Origin of the sequence: Cellulosimicrobium sp. NPDC055967, from assembly GCF_042269845.1 — a bacterium.
GTDB lineage: Bacteria > Actinomycetota > Actinomycetes > Actinomycetales > Cellulomonadaceae > Cellulosimicrobium.
The window spans coordinates 97,932-115,036 of the sequence record NZ_JBHJYJ010000010.1; the positions used below are offsets into that span (position 1 = coordinate 97,932).

At 76.5% G+C, this 17,105-nt stretch carries 11 protein-coding genes; 9 read left to right on the forward strand and 2 right to left on the reverse strand.

Features of this window, described 5'->3' with window-relative positions; genetic code table 11:
- Positions 1 to 13: 13 nt before the first annotated feature.
- Complete coding sequence (locus ACFC2L_RS14060; RefSeq protein WP_375824904.1) at positions 14 to 646, reverse strand: nucleotidyltransferase family protein; 633 nt, start codon at positions 644 to 646, stop codon at positions 14 to 16.
- Positions 647 to 762: 116 nt separating this feature from the next.
- On the opposite strand from ACFC2L_RS14060, the gene ACFC2L_RS14065 reads away from it, so the two are divergent.
- From ACFC2L_RS14065 to helR, 6 genes are all read left to right on the forward strand, one after another.
- Positions 763 to 1,647, forward strand: coding sequence for an endonuclease/exonuclease/phosphatase family protein (locus tag ACFC2L_RS14065; protein ID WP_375824905.1), 885 nt, complete (start codon positions 763 to 765; stop codon positions 1,645 to 1,647).
- 80 nt (positions 1,648 to 1,727) lie between these two features.
- A complete protein-coding gene (locus tag ACFC2L_RS14070) occupies positions 1,728 to 2,588 on the forward strand; it encodes an ABC transporter ATP-binding protein (RefSeq protein ID WP_375824906.1) in 861 nt (286 codons plus the stop codon).
- A gap of 128 nt (positions 2,589 to 2,716) precedes the next feature.
- Positions 2,717 to 3,715, forward strand: coding sequence for an ABC transporter substrate-binding protein (locus tag ACFC2L_RS14075; RefSeq protein WP_375824907.1), 999 nt, complete (start codon positions 2,717 to 2,719; stop codon positions 3,713 to 3,715).
- Between the two features lie 83 nt (positions 3,716 to 3,798).
- The gene (locus ACFC2L_RS14080; RefSeq protein WP_375824908.1) at positions 3,799 to 6,003 is read left to right on the forward strand and encodes an iron ABC transporter permease; all 2,205 of its coding nucleotides are present in this window, start codon (positions 3,799 to 3,801) and stop codon (positions 6,001 to 6,003) included.
- A gap of 80 nt (positions 6,004 to 6,083) precedes the next feature.
- The gene (locus ACFC2L_RS14085; protein WP_375824909.1) at positions 6,084 to 7,085 is read left to right on the forward strand and encodes a siderophore-interacting protein; all 1,002 of its coding nucleotides are present in this window, start codon (positions 6,084 to 6,086) and stop codon (positions 7,083 to 7,085) included.
- 209 nt (positions 7,086 to 7,294) lie between these two features.
- Entirely contained in the window at positions 7,295 to 9,616 is a 2,322-nt protein-coding gene (gene helR, locus ACFC2L_RS14090) for an RNA polymerase recycling motor ATPase HelR (protein ID WP_375824910.1), read from the forward strand.
- 80 nt (positions 9,617 to 9,696) lie between these two features.
- Here the strand turns inward: helR and ACFC2L_RS14095 are convergent, their stop codons facing one another.
- Positions 9,697 to 10,278 carry a YbaK/EbsC family protein gene (locus ACFC2L_RS14095; RefSeq protein WP_375824911.1) on the reverse strand — a complete coding sequence of 194 codons (582 nt, stop codon included), beginning with the start codon at positions 10,276 to 10,278 and terminating at the stop codon, positions 9,697 to 9,699.
- Positions 10,279 to 10,626: 348 nt separating this feature from the next.
- On the opposite strand from ACFC2L_RS14095, the gene ACFC2L_RS14100 reads away from it, so the two are divergent.
- Genes ACFC2L_RS14100 through ACFC2L_RS14110 form a run of 3 tightly spaced genes read left to right on the forward strand, consistent with a single transcriptional unit; the run spans position 10,627 to position 17,097 of the window.
- A complete protein-coding gene (locus ACFC2L_RS14100; RefSeq protein ID WP_375824912.1) occupies positions 10,627 to 11,676 on the forward strand; it encodes a hypothetical protein in 1,050 nt (349 codons plus the stop codon).
- Positions 11,673 to 13,412 carry a DNA polymerase Y family protein gene (locus ACFC2L_RS14105; protein WP_375824913.1) on the forward strand — a complete coding sequence of 580 codons (1,740 nt, stop codon included), beginning with the start codon at positions 11,673 to 11,675 and terminating at the stop codon, positions 13,410 to 13,412. Before ACFC2L_RS14100 ends, ACFC2L_RS14105 begins: the two co-directional genes overlap by 4 nt.
- Positions 13,405 to 17,097, forward strand: a complete 3,693-nt coding sequence (locus ACFC2L_RS14110; protein WP_375824914.1) for an error-prone DNA polymerase — start codon at positions 13,405 to 13,407, stop codon at positions 17,095 to 17,097. The genes ACFC2L_RS14105 and ACFC2L_RS14110 overlap by 8 nt, the downstream gene beginning before the upstream one ends.
- The last annotated feature ends 8 nt before the right edge of the window (positions 17,098 to 17,105 follow it).

Below are 17,105 nucleotides of genomic sequence, written 5' to 3' on the forward strand. Positions count from 1 at the left end.
GAACGCGCCCCGCTCACTCGAGGGCGTTCGACGGGTCCCCGGACGCCGGCTCCGCCGACGCCCGGCGCCCGCCGAGCGAGGTGTCCGCCATCTGCTCCGCGTCCACGACACCGAGCTCGTCGAGGAGGAAGAGGAACGCGCGCGCGTACGGGTTGTCCTCGACCCGCGCACGGACCTCGGGCCAGTCGATCTGCTCGCGCATCGCGCGCGCGACCGGCAGCAGCCGCGAGAAGTCGCAGTAGTGCTCGCCGACGACACGGAGCTTCGACGTCATGATCTCGGTCGCGGACAGGACGGGCATGCGGACCGCGAGCACCTCGATCTCGTCGGTGCGGGCGAGGAGGTCGTCGTCGATCGGCTCGCCGACCATCCGGTAGAGGACGTCGATGAGCTCTCCGCCGTGGTGGGCCTTGAAGAGCCAGTTCTCCGTCGGCTCCGTGATCTCGAGCCCGGCGGCCCGCAGCACCTCGCGCGCGCGGTCCACGTCGACCTCGCGGATCGCGAAGTCGGCGTCGTGGCTCGGCTCCGGCGCGCCGCGCGCCCACGCGGCGTACCCGCCGACCAGGGCGTGGGGGATGTCGGCCTCGGCGAGCGCCGCGGCGGTCATGCGGAGGCCGTCGTGCAGCGCGTCCCTGTCGTCCACCATGCCCAGGGTCTACACCACCCCCGGTGCGCTGGCACGTCACCGCGCGGGCCCGGTCGCACGGGTCGCCGGTGGTCGAGCGCGTGCGACCCGGAGCCCGCGTACCCAGAATCGGGAGGGTGCGCCTCGCGACGTTCAACATCCTGCACGGGCGGTCGCTCGTCGACGACCGGGTCGACGTCGACCGCTTCGCCGGCGCCGTCCGCGACCTCGACGCGGACGTCCTCGCGCTCCAGGAGGTGGACCGGGACCAGCCGCGCTCGCACCGCGCCGACCTCACGGCGGTCGCGGCGGAGGCGGCGGGCGCCGTCGAGCACCGGTTCGTCGCGACGCTCGTCGGCGAGCCGGGCGTGTGGACCGCGCCGACCGGGGAGAACCAGCCGGGCCGGGCCGCCTACGGGATCGCGGTCGTGAGCCGGTACCCCGTCACGGACTGGCGCACCGTCCTCCTCCCCGCCCCCCGCACGCGCGTCCCGGTCCGGTTCCCCGGCAGCCGGCTGCCGACGCTCGTGCGCGACGAGCCGCGCGCGGCGCTCGTGGCACGGGTCGAGTCCCCCGGCGGTCCCCTGACCGTCGCGTGCACGCACCTGACCTTCGTGCCCGGGCGCAACCTGACCCAGCTCGTGCGGCTGACCCGGTCGCTCGTCGCCCAGACCCCCGACGGCGAACCGGTCGTGCTGCTCGGCGACCTCAACGTCGACGCGCCCCAGGCGGCTTGGACGAGCGGGTGGCGGGCGCTCGCGTCGGCCGCGACGTTCCCGGTCGGCGAGCCCGCGCGTCAGCTCGACCACGTGCTCGCGCACGGGGCGGTCCGGGCGACGGAGCCCGCGGTGGCGGTCGACACAGGCCTGTCCGACCACCGCGCGCTGGTCGTCCCCGTGGCTCTGGGCGGGGAGCGCCACGCGTCCCCGACCCGGGCGCACGCGGCGGACGAGGACCACGCGCCCCCGACGACGGGTGCGGGGGACCGGCACCGGCGCGCCGCACCGACGACCGAGGGGTGACGCGGCGCCCCCTCGTGAACCGCGTCACACGGGTGGCAGGGTCTGGTTCGGACCCGGCGGCATAGATTAGCCTCACCTATGTGAGTGGAACCTCAGTTGTCCCGAGCCCGGCCGGAGCGCCCGGCGCCCCGGCGCTCGCCGGGCACGACCTGCGGCTGTCCTACGACGCGCGCACGGTCGTCCACGGCGCCGCGCTCGAGCTCGCGCCCGGAGCCGTCACGGCGCTGATCGGGCCCAACGGCTCGGGCAAGTCGACGCTCCTGCGCTCGCTCGCGCGCCTGCACCGTCCCGACGCCGGGACGGTCGCGCTCGACGATGCGCCCGACGCGCTCGCGCTCCACCCCAAGGACTTCGCGCGGCGGGTGACGCTCCTGTCGCAGAGCCGGCCCACGCCGTCGGGCGTGAGCGTGCGCGACGTCGTCGCCTACGGGCGCCACCCCTACCGCGGCCGGTTCCGCGCCAACGACCCCGACGGCCCGCGCGCGATCGCGCACGCCATGGACGTCACGGGCATCACGACGATGGCCGACCGCGGCGTCGACGAGCTCTCCGGCGGCGAGCTGCAGCGCGTGTGGCTCGCGACGTGCCTCGCGCAGGACACGCAGGTGCTCCTGCTCGACGAGCCGACGACGTACCTCGACCTGCGCTACCAGGTCGAGCTGCTCGACCTCGTGCGCGACCTCGCGGCGGAGCACGGCGTGGCCGTCGGCGTCGTGCTGCACGACCTCAACCAGGCGGCCGCCGTCGCCGACCGCGTCGTCCTGCTCCACTCGGGCGTCGTGCGCGCCACCGGGCCTGCCGACGAGGTCCTGACGTCCGAGCTGCTCACCGAGGTCTACGGCATCCACGTCGACGTCTACACGCACCCCCTCACCGGGCGCACGTGCTGCGAGCCGCTCGGGCGGCACGCCGCGCGGCTCGACGCGGCCGTCCTCGTCTGACCCCGTACCACCCGACGCACCACCCCACGACGTACTCCGCACCGACCCACCGCCCGGCCCCGACGCGCGGCCCACCGGCCCGCCCGACGGAGCACGGCCCGGGCACCGACCGACCCCGAAGGACACCCATGCGCTCGACCACCCGTTCCCTCGCCGCGGGCGCCCTCGCGCTCGCCACGGCGCTCGCGCTCACCGCGTGCGGCACGACCGAGGACCCCGCGGCCGCCGACGACGCCGAGGCGACGACCGACACGGCGTCCGGCCCGGTCACCGTCACCGACGAGCGCGGCGAGGTCACGCTCGACGCCCCGGCGACCGACATCGTCTCGCTCGAGTGGGGTCTCACGGAGAACCTCGTCGCGCTCGGCATCGAGCCCGTCGGGCAGGCGGACGTCGAGGGCTACAACACATGGGACACCGTCGCGCCGATCGACGCGAGCACGCCGGACGTCGGCACGCGCGGCGAGCCCAGCCTCGACGCGATCTCCGCGCTCGAGCCGGACCTCGTCGTCACGACGACGGACCTGCCGGAGAACGTCATCGCGCAGATCGAGGAGGTCGCGCCGGTGCTCGCGCTGCGCGGCTCCGACGGCGAGGACCCGATCGGCTACATGCGCTCCACGGTGGAGACGCTCGGCACCGTGACCGGTCACGAGGACGAGGCGGCCGCCGCGCTCGAGACCTACGACGCGAAGATCGCCGACGCCACGGCGGCGCTCGACGAGGCCGGGCTCGCCGGCGCCGACTTCACGATGGCGGACGGCTGGGTCACCAACGGTGCCGTCTCGGTCCGCATGTACACGCCGGGCTCGTTCTTCGGCGCGATCGGCGAGGAGATCGGGCTCGTCAACGCGTGGACCGAGGGCGGGGACCCCGACTACGGGCTCGCCCAGACCGACGTCGAGGGCCTGACCCAGCTCGGCGACGTGCAGTTCCTCTACGTCGCGAGCGACTCCGAGGCCGACCCGTTCACGGACGGCCTCGCCGGCAACGCGGTGTGGGAGCAGCTCCCGTTCGTCACGGCCGGGAACGTGCACCGCCTGCCCGACGGCATCTGGATGTTCGGCGGCCCGCTGTCCGCGGCGGCCTACGCCGACGCGGTCGTCGAGGCGCTCACCGCGGCCTGACACCGGTCCGCACCACCACCGGGCGCGGTTGCGCCCGGGCCGACGAGAAGGCTGACGAGAACCACAGTGCTGACGAGGACATCGTGACGCGGCCGGAGCAGCGCACGACGGCGGAGCCGGACACCCTCCTCCTGGAGGACCCGGCTCCGGCCGTCGTCCCGGGACCGGGCGGTACCGGCGACGCCGGTGCGGGGGACGGCGCGCCCGCGGGCCTGACGGCGGTCGCGCCCCGCGTGCGGACGTCGCGCCTCGGGATCGTGGGGGTGTTCGTCGTCGCGGTCGTGGTCGCGGCGGTGCTCGCCGCCGTGCACCTCACCCAGGGCACGGCCGACGTCGGCCCGCTCGACCTGCTGCGCCTGGCCACGGGCGGCGACGGCGTCGACCAGACCGTCGCCGTCCTCGTCGCCTCGCGCGTGCCCCGGCTGCTCGCGGGCCTCCTGCTCGGCGTCGCGCTCGGCGTCGCCGGCGCCGTGCTGCAGTCGGTCGCGCGCAACCCCCTCGCGTCGCCCGACACGCTCGCGGTCAACGCGGGCGCGTACCTGACGGTCGTGGTCGTCGCCGCGTTCGGCATCTCGATCCCGTTCTACCTCCAGGGCGGGCTCGCGTTCCTCGGCGGCCTCGCCGCGGCCGGGCTCGTGCTCGTCCTCGCGCGCGGCGGCGCCGACGGCCCGACGCGCCTCGTGCTCGCCGGGTCGGCGATCATGCTCGCGCTGCACTCGCTGACGATGGTCCTCCTCGTGCTGTTCGAGCAGGAGACGATGGGCCTGTTCGCGTGGGGGAGCGGGTCCATCGTCCAGTCGGGCACGCGCACCGTCTCGCTGGCGACTCCCGTCGTCGTGGTCGGCGTCATCGCCGCACTGCTCCTCTCGCGCCGCCTCGACCTCCTCGGCCTCGGCGACGATGCCGCGACCGTGCTCGGCGTCGACGTGCGCCGCACGCGCGTGCTGTCCGTCCTCGTCGCCGTCCTCCTGGCCTCGATCGCGGTGACGGTCGCGGGACCGGTCGGCTTCGTCGGCCTCGCGGCGCCGGTCGTCGCGCGGCTCGTCGCGCGCCGGGTGCCCGGGCTCGGCCGGCACGTGCTGCTCCTGCCGTTCGCGGCGATCGTCGGCGTGATCGTGGTCCTCGGCGCCGACGTCCTGCTCCGCCTGCTGCTGCCGGGCACGCTGTCCATCGCCGTGCCGACCGGCATCGTCACGACCGTCCTCGGCGCGGTCCTGCTCATCTGGCTCGCGCGGCGCCTGCGCGACTCCGGGCCGGCGTCGTCGCGCGGCGCGCACGGCGCGCTGAGCCGCCCGCGCTCGTCGCGCGCCGTGCTCGTGGTCGTCGCCGTGCTGGCGCTCGCCGTCGTCGCGGCCGCCGTCGCGGGCCTGCTGCTCGGGGACCGGGTCGTGCTGCTGGGCGACGTGGCGAACTGGTGGAACGGCCTCGCCGGACGCCACGTGACGTTCGTCCTCGACCAGCGCTTCCCGCGCGTCCTCGCCGCGCTGCTCGCCGGCGCGGCGCTCGCGCTCGCCGGCACGATCGTGCAGGCCGTGTGCCGCAACCCGCTCGCCGAGCCGAGCCTGCTCGGCGTCACGTCGGGCGCCGGGCTCGGGGCCGTGACGATGATCCTCCTCGTCCCCGGCGTCGGGATCTGGCCCATGTCCGCCGCCGCGGCGATCGGGGCGTTCGCGGTGTTCGGGCTCGTCTACGGGCTCTCCTACCGCGGCGGGCTCAGCTCGGACCGGCTCGTGCTCATCGGCATCGGCGCCCAGGCCGGGGTCATGGCCCTCATCACGCTCCTCGTGGTCGTCGTCGCGCCGTGGGACGTGAACCTCGCGCTCACGTGGCTCTCCGGCTCCACGTACGGGCGCACGCTCGAGCAGCTGATCCCCGTCGCGCTCGCGCTGCTCGTGCTCACGCCGCTCGCCGCCGTCTACCGCCGCGACCTCGACGTCCTGGCGCTCGACGACGACACCCCGCGCGTCCTCGGCGTCGCGCTCGACCGCACGCGCCTGCTCCTGCTCGCGGCCGCCGCGCTGCTCACGGCCGCCGCCGTGTGCGCCATCGGGGCGCTCGCGTTCGTGGGGCTCGTCGCGCCGCACGCCGCCCGGGCGCTGGTCGGGGCGCGGCACGGCCGGGTCGTCCCCGTCGCGATGCTGCTCGGCGCCCTCCTGGTGTCCGTCGCGGACACGCTCGGGCGGGTCGTCATCGCCCCCGAGCAGATCCCCGCGGGCCTCGGCACGGCGCTCCTGGGCGCGCCGTACTTCGTCTACCTGCTGTGGCGCAGCCGCGGCCGGGGAGCGTGACGCGTCTCACCGTGCCGGGGCACGATCCGAGGTCCGGACGGGTTGACCCCGGCGAGGGTGCGTAGGTTAGCCTCACCTGTGTGAGCCAGACCGTCGCCGCACCCCGCACCCGCGCTCGTCGTCCCGTCGCCCGCGCCACCGCGCCGTGGCGCTTCTTCGACGTCGAGGTGGCGCGCGTCGAGCAGCTCACGCCCAGCTTCCGCCGGTTCACGTTCACCGGCCCGGAGCTCGACCTCTTCGGCGACCCCGGCCTCGACGTGCGGATCAAGTTCGTCCTGCCCGCGCCCGACGGCGGCTACGAGCACCTCGTGCGCGACGCCGAGTCCTGGTACGCCGCGTGGCGCGACCAGCCCGAGGAGCGCCGCAACCCGCTGCGCACCTACACGACCGTCGCGGTGCGCCCCGAGGCGCGCGAGGTCGTCGTGGACGTCGTGCTGCACGGCGACGCCGGTCCCGCCTCGCGCTGGGCCCTGGCCGCCGAGGTCGGCACGCCGCTCGTCCTGCTCGGCCCGGACGCGTCGTTCGACGGTCCCGTCGGCGGCATCGAGTTCCGCCCGCCGACGCGCCCGCACGCGCTCCTGCTCGCCGGCGACGAGACCGCGCTGCCCGCGATCGCCGCGATCTGCGAGGACCTGCCCGCCGACGCGTGGGGCGAGGTCTACGTCGAGGTGCCGCACGTGGGCGACGCGCGCGACCTCGTCACGCCGCCGGGGGTGCGCGTGACGTTCCTCGCGCGCGACGACGTCCCCGGCGGTCCGCACGACGCGCACGACGCGCACGGCGCGCGCCTCGTGCCCGCCGTCCAGGAGGCCGCCGCGCGCATCCTCGGTGCGGGGGTCCTCGGGACCGACCCGCCCGCCCAGTGCCGCACCGCCGAGGACCTCGAGGACGTCGACGTCGACGCGTCGATCCTCTGGGAGGTCCCCGGCCTGCTCGAGGAGGACACCGTCCTCTATGCCTGGCTCGCGGGCGAGGCGAGCGCGATCAAGACGCTGCGCCGCCACCTCGTCACCGACCTCGGCGTCGACCGACGCGCCGTCGCGTTCATGGGCTACTGGCGCGAGGGCCGCGCCGAGAGCTGACGTTCCACGAGACGAGAGAAGTGGCCCCTCGCCGAGCGCGGTGACGGGCCACTTCTCGCATCTCGGCTGGTGGGCGCGGCCGCACGGGCCGGGCCACCGCCCGTCGACGGCGGGGAACGGAAAAGGAGGTCTAGCGGCCTCCCTTTCCAAGGTATAGCGCACGGGGGGTCTTGCGGCAAGAGCCCCCTGGGGGCGCAGAATCTCCGTTCGTGCGCGGGCCGTCGTCGGTCCGCGCCGTCCCGCTCGACCTCGGACCGGAGCTGATGACGTTGCCCGACGCCCCCGTGACCGCCGACCGCACGACCGACCCGACCGCCCGTCCGACCCCGGGCGGCGCCCGGATCTTCGACCTCCCCGACCGCCTGGCAGCGAAGGCCGACCCCGCGCTCGTCGCCGCCGACGAGCGGCACCTCGCCGCGATCGCGGCGAGCCTCGAGCACTCCGTCGCGGACCTCGCGCAGCGCCTCGACGCGGCGCGCCGCGCGCCCGGCGGGAGCGGGACGGAGGCGCTCGAGCGTGACCAGGAGATCCACCGGCTCAGCGGGCGGCTGCACCTCCTGCAGCGCTACGGCGTCGACCTGTGCCTGGGCCGCATGACGTTCGCCGACGGCTCCGCCCCGGTCTACGTGGGGCGCGTGGGCCTCACGGACCCGGCGGGGGAGCGGCTGCTCGTCGACTGGCGCTCGCCCGCCGCGGAGCCGTACTTCGCCGCGACGCCCGCGCACCCGCTCGGCCTCGCGGCGCGCCGTCGGTACCGGTGGGCGCGTGGTCGCGTCACGGACTACTGGGACGAGGAGCTCGTGCCCGACGGCGCCGGGTCGGGTGCGGCGCTCGACGACCAGTCGGCGTTCGTCGCGAGCCTCGGCGCGAGCCGGTCGCCGCGCATGCGCGACGTGCTCGGCACGATCCAGGCGGACCAGGACGCGATCGTGCGCGCGGGCTCGCGCGGCGCGCTCGTCGTCGACGGGGGCCCCGGCACGGGCAAGACCGTCGTGGCGCTGCACCGCGCCGCCTACCTCCTGTACGCCGACCCCCAGGTGGGCGCGGGGCACGGGGGCGTGCTCGTCGTCGGGCCGAGCCGCCCGTACCTCTCCTACGTCGCCGACGTGCTGCCCGGGCTCGGCGAGGACGGCGTGCAGACCTGCACGCTGCGCGACCTCGTCCCCGAGGGCGCGACGGCGCGCGCGGAGACCGACCCCGAGGTCGCCCGGCTCAAGGCGTCTGCCGACCTCGTCGCGGCGATCGAGCCGGCCGTGCGGTTCTCCGAGCGCCCGCCCACCGAGGGCATGGAGGTCGAGACGCCGTGGGCCGACGTCTGGCTCTCCACCGCCGACTGGGCGGAGGCGTTCGAGTCCGTGGACCCCGGCACCCCGCACAACGAGGCGCGTGACGACGTCTGGGCAGCGCTGGTCGAGATCCTCGTGGACAAGACGGTGGGCGAGGAGACCGCGGAGGACGCCGGGGACCTGTCGGCCGACGACGTGCGCCGCGCCCTGCGCAGCCACCGCGCGCTCGGCGCCGCGTTCGACCGCGCGTGGCCGCTCGTCGAGGCGACGGACCTCGTGGCCGACCTGTGGTCGGTGCCCGCCTACCTGCGCCTGTGCGCGCCGTCGCTCACGCCCGCGGAGGTGCGCGCGCTCCAGCGCGCGGACGCGCAGGCCTGGACGACGGCGGACCTGCCGCTGCTCGACGCCGCGCGGCAGCGCCTGGGCGACCCGGAGGCGTCGCGACGCCGTCGCCGCAACGAGGCCGCCGCGGCGGCCGAGCGGGCCCGGATGGACGACGTCGTCGACCACCTCGTGGCGTCCGACGACAGCGAGCTCATGGTCATGACGATGCTCAAGGGGCAGGACCTGCGCGACGCGCTCGTCGACGACGGCGCGCTGGTCACGGCCACGCCCGACCGGCTCGCGGGTCCGTTCGCGCACGTCGTCGTCGACGAGGCGCAGGAGCTCACCGACGCCGAGTGGCAGATGGTGCTGAGGCGCTGCCCGTCACGCAGCGTCACGGTCGTCGGGGACCGCGCGCAGGCCCGCCACGGGTTCGCGGAGGGCTGGCGCGAGCGGCTCGGGCGCGTCGGGTTCGACCGGGTCGCGGAGGCGTCGCTGAGCGTCAACTACCGCACGCCGCAGGAGGTCATGGCGGCGGCGGAGCCCGTCATCCGGGCGGCGCTCCCGGACGCCAACGTCCCGACGTCGGTGCGCAGCACGGGCGTGCCGGTCGCCCACGGGGCGGTCGCGGACCTCGACGGGATCCTCGACGCGTGGCTCGCCGAGCACGCCGAGGGCACGGCCTGCGTGATCGGCGGCGCGGGGTCCGTCGCGGCGTCGACCGAGTCGGTCGCGGCGCGGCTCGGGGAGGACGGGGCGTCGCGCGTGCAGGTGCTCACGCCGGAGACGGCGAAGGGACTCGAGTTCGACCTCGTCGTCCTCGTGGACCCGCAGACGTTCGGCGACGGCGTCGAGGGCGCGGTCGACCGCTACGTCGCGATGACGCGCGCGACGCAGCGCCTCGTCGTCCTGGATCGCTGACGATCGCCCGCCGAACACGACATGGAGGTCGCCAAGGAGCTTGTGGCGACCTTCATGTCGTGCTCGGCGGGTTGGGCGGGTCAGGCGACCGGGACGGCCAGGTCCTCGACGACCTCGACACCGGGCAGGCGGCCCAGCAGGTCGCCGGGAAGCAGCAGCTTCGAGCGCCGCACGCCGCTGCCGATCAGCGCGTGCGCGCCGTCGGTCACGATGCGCGAGTCCACGAGGACGCGCCACCCGTCCGGGAGCCCGACGGGCGTGATGCCGCCGTACTCCATGCCGGACTCGGCCGTCGCACGGTCGGTCGGCAGGAACGACGCCTTGCGCACGTCGAGCAGCTTGCGGACGCGCGTGTTGACGTCGGCGCGCGTGTGCGCGCGCACCACGGCGGCGGCGACCCGCTCGTCGCCCGCCCGCGCGCCGCCCACGACGACGCAGTTCGCCGACGCCTCGACGGGCAGGTCGAACGCGGCGTTGAGCGTCGCGGTGTCCGCGAGGTCGGGGTCGATCTCCGTCACGGCGACGAGCGCCGCGACGTCCGGGTCGGCCTCGGCCCACCGGCGCAGCGCGTCGGCGGTCACGGGGGCGACGAGGTCGAGGTGGTCGAGCGCGGGCTCCCAGGTGAGCGAGCCGAGCGTGGGCAGGGTCGTGCGGGCGTCCATGGCGCCAGCCTGCCATCCGGCGGGGCATCGTGCGGCGAGGACCGGCTGCCGAGCATGCGGTCGTGGCTCGCTCTGCACGCCGCACGGGCTGCGACTCCGTGCTCGGCGGGAGGAAGAGGTTCAGGTAGAGGTCGAGGGTTCGGGTCAACCCTCGAGCGACGGTCGAGGGTTGCGGCGGGCATCTCGGACGAAGCCGACGGCTCTCACCTGCGGAGTTGACACCCCGCGACGGCGGTCGTTCACTGGAAGTGTTCGAACGCCTGTTCGAACGATGGTGGGTGCAGAACGACGCCCCCAGCAGTCGACGCGCGGTGCGCGTCCCGTCCGAGCAGCATCCCGGGAGGCGAGATGACCCTTCTCGCCGACCCCGCCGAACGGGCGGGGGCACCAGACCCGACGGTCGCGGCCGTCGACAAGGCCGAGCGCGCCCGCGCCGTCCTGCGCCGTGCGGAGGAGCGTACGGGCGTCCGCCGACACCGCACGGTCGCCGCCCCCGCGGTCCCGGCAGCACCGGCCGCCGTCCCGCGCGCCGACGTCCCGCGCGCCGACGTCCCGCTCGCCGACGTCTCCTCGCCGACGGTCGCCCGGCCGACCCCTGTCGTGCCGGCCGAGCGCCCGGCGCGCGCCCGCGGCCGCCACGTCGCGATGCGGGACCCGAGCCGGGACGCGGGCACGGACGAGCGGGTGTGGCCGGTGCACGACGCGCTCGCGCCGCTCCTCCCGCTCGGCGCCCTGCAGCGTGGCACCGCGCTGGCGGTGCGCGGCTCGACGAGCCTCCTGCTCGCGCTCGTCGCGCGGCCCTCCCGGTCCGGGGCATGGACCGCAGCGGTCGGGTTCCCCGCGGTCGGGCTGCTCGCGGCCGCCGACGTCGGCGCGGACCTCGACCGCGTCGTGCTCGTCCCGCGCCCCGGCCCCGACGCGGCGCTCGCGATCTCGGCGCTCGTCGACGGCCTGGACGTCGTGGTCGTCGGGCCCGACGCCGCCCTCACCGACACCGACCGGCGTCGCCTCACCGCCCGGGCGCGCGAGCGCGGGGCGCTGCTCGTCGCGGCCACGGCGTGGCCGGGCGCGCACGTCGTGCTCACCGTGACGGGCGGCGGCTGGTCCGGGGCCGACCGCGGGGCGGGCTGGCTGCGCCGGCGCACGCTCGTCGTCGAGCGGGCGGGTCGCGGGGGCGCCGCGCGCCCCGTGCGGGTCGAGGTCGAGCTCCCGTTCGCCCACGAGGACTGGCCCGCGTTCCTCGCCGAGGACGCCCGCGGCACCCGGCCCGCGGCCGGGACCGGCGCCACCGTGGCCGAGACCGCCGCGACCGCCCATGAGACCGCCCACGGGACCGCCGTCGGCCCCGCCCGGGTCGACGACCCCGACCGGCCCTCCCGGCTCCGGCTCGTCGGATGAGCACGAGCCCGACCCGCACGGCCGCCCTGTGGGTGCCGGACTGGCCGGTGCTCGCGGCGATGGCGGTGCGCGACGTCCCCGCGCACGTCCCCGCCGCGACGCACGACGGCCGTCGCGTCGTCGCCGTCTCCGCGACCGCGCGGGCCCACGGCGTGCGCCGGGGCATGCGCCGCCGTCGGGCCCGGGAGTGCTGCCCGGAGCTCGAGCTGCTCGACGTCGACGACGCGCGCGACGCCCGCGAGTTCGAGCCCGTCGCCCTCGCGGCCGAGACCGTCGTCGCGGGGCTGGAGATCACCCGGCCCGGCCTCCTGCTCCTGCCGGCCGCCGGGGCGAGCCGCTATCACGGGTCGGACGTCGCGCTCGCGGAGGCGCTCGTCGCGCGCGTCGCCGAGCGCACCGGGCACGAGAGCCAGGTGGGCGTCGCCGACGGCATCCTCGCGGCCGTGCTCGCAGCGCGGGACGCCGCCGTCGTCGCGCCCGGCGGCTCCGCCGCGTTCCTCGCCCCGCGGCCCGCGCGCGACCTCGCGCACGTCGCCGCCCGCCCCGACGCCGCCGTCGCGGTCGACGAGCTCGTCGACCTCCTGGGCCGGCTCGGCGTGCGCACCCTCGGGGCGCTCGCGGCACTGCCGCCCGCGACCGTCGAGGGGCGGTTCGGCGACCTCGGCGCGTGGGCGCACCGGCTCGCGCGCGGCGAGGACCTGCGCCCGCCCGCGCGGCGCCGCGTCGAGCCCGACGTCGCGGTGGGCGCCGACCTCGACCCGCCCGCCGAGCGCGTCGACGTCGCGACCTTCGCCGCGCGGCGGCTCTCCGAGGACCTGCACGACCAGCTCGTCGCGCGCTCGCTCGTCGCCGGGCGCCTGCGCATCACCGCGCGGACCACGGAGGGGGACGACCTCGAGCGCACCTGGCGGCTCGACGGGCCGGGTGCGATGAGCCCCGCGCGCCTCACGGACAAGGTCCGGTGGCAGCTCGAGGGCTGGCTCACCACGACGAGCATCCGCTCCGCGCGCGCGGCCCGGTCCGCGCGCGGTGGCAGGCGTGGTGGCGAGCGAGGCGGCTCGCCCGGCGGCGCCGACGTCGTGCCCGACGTCGCGCCGCTGACCCGCCTGTCCCTCACGGCCGAGGAGGTCGTCCCCGCGGGGGCCGAGCAACCGCGCCTGTGGGGTGCGTCGAGCGGCGAGGACGCGCGCGCCCACCGCGCGCTCGGGCGCGTGCAGGGCATCCTCGGCGGCGACGCCGTCCTGCGCGTCCAGGTCCAGGGCGGGCGCGACGCGACCGACCGCGTGCACCTCGTGCCGTTCGGGGAGGACGTCGCCCGCCCGCGCGACCCGGCCCTGCCGTGGCCCGGCGCGCTGCCGAGCCCCGCGCCGGCGGTCGTGCCCGTCGAGCCGCAGGACGTCGTCGTGCTCGACGCCGCCGGGCGGCCCGTCGTCGTCGACGCCCGGCTCGCGATGAGCGGCGAGCCCGCGACCGTGCGGTGGGTCGCCCCGGCACCCGAGGAGGAGGCGCGCCGCGCGGGGGCCTCCGGACGGGAGGCGCTGCGCCCCGGCACTGGCCCCGGGGCCGGGGCCGGGCGCGCCGTCGTGGACTGGGCCGGGCCGTGGCCGCTCGCCGAGCGCTGGTGGGCACCCGCGTCGCGGCGCCGGGTGCACGTGCAGGTCCTGCTCGACGACGGCCGCGGGCTCCTCCTCGCGAGCACCCGCGGGCGCTGGACCGTGGAGGGCCTCTATGACTGACCGGACGGCAGGGCCGCGGTACGCCGAGCTCCATGCCCACTCCGCGTTCAGCTTCCTCGACGGCGCGTCCCACCCCGAGGAGCTCGCCGCCGAGGGCGCGCGGCTCGGGCTGTCGGCGCTCGCGATCACCGACCACGACGGCCTGTACGGCGTCGTGCGCTTCGCCGAGGCGGCGCGCAAGGTCGGGCTCCCCACGGTCTTCGGCGCCGAGCTGCACCTGCCGGCGCCCACGGCCACGGGCGCGCCCGTGCTCGACCCGCCCACCGGCGTGCCCGACCCGCGCTCGACCCACCTGCTCGTCCTCGCGCGCGGCACGCAGGGCTACCGCAACCTGTCGCGCGCCATCGCCACCGCGCACCTCGCGACCGGGACCAAGGGGGCCGCCGACTACCGCCTCGACCGGCTCGGCGAGGAGGCCGCGGGCCAGTGGCTCGTGCTCACCGGCTGTCGCAAGGGTTCGGTGCGCCGCGCGCTCGTCACGTCCGGCCGCGCCGCGGCGCGCCGCGAGCTCGACCGGCTCGTCGCCGTCTTCGGCGCGGACAACGTGGCCGTCGAGATCACCGCGACCGACGACCCGCGCGACGCCGACCTGCACGCGGCGCTCGCCGATCTCGCCGCCGAGGCCCGGCTGCCGCTCGTCGCGACGACCGCCGCCCACTACGCGTCGCCGCGCGACGCCGACCTCGCGGGGGCGCTCGCCGCGGTGCGCGCCCGCTCGTCGCTCGACGACCTCGACGGGTGGCTGCCCGGTGCCCCGACGACGCACCTGCGGACCGCGACGGAGATGCTCGCGCGCCACCACCGGCACCCGCAGGCCGTCGCGACCGCGGCCGCGCTCGGGGACGAGTGCGCGTTCGACCTGCACCTCGTCGCGCCCGACCTCCCGCCGTACCCCGTTCCGGCCGGGCACACCGAGGCGACCTGGCTGCGCGAGCTCGTGCGGCGCGGCGGCGAGGACCGGTACGGCCCGCGCGGGCGGGAGACCGTCGCGGGCTCGTGGGCGCAGATCGACCACGAGCTGGAGGTCATCGAGGACCTGCACTTCCCCGGGTACTTCCTCGTCGTCTACGACCTCGTCGAGTTCTGCCGGGTCAACGGGATCCTCGCCCAGGGCCGCGGGTCGGCCGCGAACTCCGCGGTCTGCTACGCGCTCGGCATCACGGCCGTCGACGCGGTGAAGCACGGGCTGCTGTTCGAGCGCTTCCTCGCGCCCGAGCGCGACGGGCCGCCGGACATCGACATCGACATCGAGTCGGCGCGGCGCGAGGAGGTCATCCAGCACGTCTACGCGACGTTCGGGCGCACGCACGCCGCGCAGGTCGCGAACGTCATCTCCTACCGGCCCAAGTCGGCCGTGCGCGACGCGGCCCGGGCGCTCGGGTACGACGTCGGGCAGGCCGACGCGTGGAGCAAGTCCATCGAGCGCTGGGGGTCGCTGCGCGGCCCCGACCCGTCGTCGCCCGCGGCGGACCGGAAGGCCAAGGAGGTCGCCATCGCGACGAAGACCGCCGAGAAGGACGCCGAGAAGGCTCGCCTGTGGGGGTCGGGCGACGTGGGTTCGGCAGGGAGGGAGGTGGGGTCGTCGCGCACCGGCACCTCCCGCGCCGTAGCCTCTCGCGACGAACGTCCGCACACCGGGCATCGTGGCGACTGGTCGCCCGACCTGAGCGGCCGGGGCGCGCGGCGACCGCGCGTCGTCGACCCGCTCGCCGTGGACGAGGGCGAGGTCCTGCGCGCGGACGACACGCACGACGTCGTGCCCGCGCACCGTCCGCCGTCGGCCGCGCAGGAGGGCGAGATCCCGGACGCCGTGCTCGACCTCGCCGACCGGATGCTGCGCCTCCCGCGGCACCTGGGCATCCACTCGGGCGGGATGGTCATGTGCGACCGCCCCGTCATCGAGGTGTGCCCCGTCGAGTGGGCGCGCATGGAGGGGCGCACCGTCCTGCAGTGGGACAAGGAGGACTGCGCGGACGCGGGGCTCGTGAAGTTCGACCTGCTGGGCCTCGGGATGCTCACGGCGCTGCGCATCGGGTTCGACCTGGTCGAGCGGCACGAGGGCGGCCCGCGCCTCGCGCTGCACACGCTGCCCGAGGACGACCCGGCGGTGTACGACCTGCTGTGCGCGGCCGACACCGTCGGCGTGTTCCAGGTCGAGTCGCGCGCGCAGATGGCGACGTTGCCGCGGCTGCGCCCCCGAAAGTTCTACGACATCGTCATCGAGGTCGCGCTCATCCGCCCCGGGCCCATCCAGGGCGGGTCCGTGCACCCGTACATCAACCGCGCGCGGGGGCGCGAGGAGGTGACGTTCCTGCACCCGCTGCTGGAGAAGTCGCTCGGCAAGACCCTCGGTGTGCCGCTGTTCCAGGAGCAGCTCATGCAGATGGCGATCGACGTCGCGGGCTTCTCGCCCCAGGACTCCGACCAGCTCCGGCGCGCGATGGGGTCCAAGCGGTCGGTCGAGCGCATGGAGGAGCTGCGCGGGCGGCTCATGGACGGGATGCGCAAGAAGGGGGTCACGGACCCGGCCGTGCGCGAGGCGATCTACGACAAGCTCAAGGCGTTCGCCGACTTCGGGTTCCCCGAGTCGCACGCGTACTCGTTCGCGTTCCTCGTCTACGCGAGCTCGTGGCTCAAGGTGCACCACCCCGCCGCGTTCTACGCCGGCCTGCTCGCGGCGCAGCCCATGGGGTTCTACTCGCCGCAGTCTCTCGTGGCGGACGCACGCCGCCACGGCGTCACCGTCCTGCGCCCCGACGTCAACGCGTCCGACGTCGAGGCGACGGTCGAGCGGCTGCCCGCCGACCATGCGGGTGGCGACCATCAGGGCGCTCGGACGGGCAGCAACCACGTGGTCGGCGGAGGGGTGCGGGTCGACACCGCGTTCGGGCCGGAGCCCGATCTCGAGCTCGCGGTGCGGCTCGGGCTCGCGAGCGTGCGGGGGCTCGGCAAGGACGCGGCCGAACGGGTCGTCGCGGCGCGCGGGGCGCCGGGGGAGGGGCGGCCGTTCAGCGACCTGCGCGACCTCGTGCGGCGCGTCGACCTCACGACCGCCCAGCTCGAGGGGCTCGCGACCGCCGGCGCGACGGACGGCCTCGGCGTGACCCGGCGCGAGGCGCTGTGGGCGGCCGGCGCGCTCGCGCAGGAGGGCCCGGGGACGCTGCCCGGCGTGAGCGTCGGGGTCGAGGCCCCGGCGCTGCCCGGCATGACCGACGTCGAGACCGCCGTCGCCGACGTGTGGGCCACGGGCGTGTCCGCCGACTCCTACCCGACGCAGTACGTCCGCGACGGCCTGACGGCGGCGGGCGTGCTCACCGTCGTCGGCGCGGTCGAGGTGTCGCGGCAGATCGAGCAGGTCGACGAGGCCGAGCGCGTCGCGGGCGAAGTGCCGGGGACGCGCCCGCACCCGTCGTCGCGCGTCGCGGTGGGTGGCGTCGTCACGCACCGTCAGCGTCCCGGGACCGCCGGGGGCGTGACGTTCCTGTCGCTCGAGGACGAGACGGGGATCCTCAACGTCGTGTGCTCGCCCGGGCTGTGGCAGCGGTTCCGGAAGGTCGCGCGCGGCTCCGCGGCGCTCGTCGTGCGCGGGCGGCTCGAGCGGGCCGACGGCGCCACGAACCTCGTCGCGGAGCACCTCGCCCCGCTGTCGCTGCAGGTCGCGACGACGTCCCGCGACTTCCGCTGACGCCGAGC